1 protein-coding gene is annotated in these 1627 nt (G+C 48.0%); it reads left to right on the forward strand.

The genetic code is table 11. From position 1 onward, the window contains the following. On the forward strand, positions 1-1627 hold a 1627-nt coding region (locus BM231_RS27025), incomplete at both ends, for a hypothetical protein (protein ID WP_159438010.1).

The following is a 1627-nucleotide window of genomic DNA, read 5'->3' on the forward strand; positions in this document are numbered from 1 at the left end:
GGCGGGCTCATCCTTGCCAAGAGAAACCTGATCATTGAAGGTCAGATTGCCGGCGCGCGCAGTACCCAGCTTCTCAACCATAATGGCGGAGGAATTGAGTCTCTTGAGGGTGACATCACCTTGCGCACCCAAGACCTGCAAAACCTCACGAAAGTCGAGAAAACACTCAAAACATACGAATATGCAAATAACTTCGCAACAGGTGAATGGGCTCCGACATGGATCTATGACAACCGATCTTTCTACCGAGACTCGGGAGCGACTGCAGGCAAAAGTATTAGTAGTATGTGGGATTGGGGAGAAGGTGAAACTGGCTACATCTTCGCTCCAGATATTGTCCAAATCGAAAAAATTCTTGAACTTGAAGGAGTATCACCAGATGAGTGGAACCCCGATTGGTGGAAGAAATACGCTCCAAAAAATGTAAGCGAGTTTGATCCGTCAAAAGACCATTTGGAGCGATGGAGCATTATGACACCTGATGAAGCTCAACGCGTTCCAAGCGGAGCTCAGCTGATTGTCTACCTTGAGCAAGAAGAGATCTCAAATTCAGATCCAACTGCCCGTATCAAATCAGGAAAGAACCTATACGTTGATGTTGGCCATCTCAAGAACGCTCAAAGCCAGATTTTCGCCACTAATGATCTATCAATCACTGGTGGGTCTTTAGAAAACATAGGTGTATCTCTTTCTAAAACATACGGGGTTCAACTCAGCTACAAATTAACAACCAAACAGCGAGGTTTTGGCTGGTTAGGGCAGATGCATGACGTTTCTCAGAAAACGATTGAGACCTCCACAGTTGCCGCCGCTCCCGGCATCATCCATGCAGGCGGCACACTCAGCGGCAATCTTTCCGGCACGCTGACCAATGCGACTATAGACGAGCCAGATCCCTCAAAGCTGAACCTAGAAAGCTCTTCAGGCATTGAAACTGGTTCAGGCGCACAAGGTGTTACGCAACAAGGCAAACTTGACTCGCAGACCGCTGGGTCAGTTGGTACGGAGGAGGCCGATGCCGATGAGGCTTCCAAAAACACCGATGACTATACATTTGCCAATAGTGGGGAGCAGCCAGAGACACAAGGAGTCACAAAACAAGGCAATCTTGATGCAGATCGCCAGGTAGGTGCTGAGAAAGCAGATGCCGATGAGGCTTCCCAAAATTCAGGCAGCTACACTTTAGCCAACAACACGCAGATCTTACAGACAAATGCGAGTGGTCTCACCAAAGGCGACAGCCTTGATGGCTCAACGATCAGTGCACCAAAACCTTTAATACCAGGTCTGGGATCAATTAATGATTTGGAGTTTGGTGATCTTGATCTGGATGACCCGAAGACAATTAATCCTCGTGAAAGCAACGGAAAGAATTTTTTGCGGGCCATTGGATTGACGTCAAACCCGCAGTTGTTTGCTCCTGCTCAGAAAGAAAAAACTTATCTGATCGAAACACGCTTTGAGTTTGTTGATCAATCCAGCTTCTTTGGTCTGCCGTACTTTGCCGAAAAGCTCGGCATTCAAAGTCTGGGTCACTACGGACAGTCATTGGGTGATCCGTATTTTGATACCCGACTGATCACCGACCAGATTATAGCGGCAGCTGGCGAACGCTGGATCTCTGGCG

The sequence above is a fragment of the Pseudovibrio ascidiaceicola genome, from assembly GCF_900114245.1.
GTDB lineage: Bacteria > Pseudomonadota > Alphaproteobacteria > Rhizobiales > Stappiaceae > Pseudovibrio > Pseudovibrio ascidiaceicola.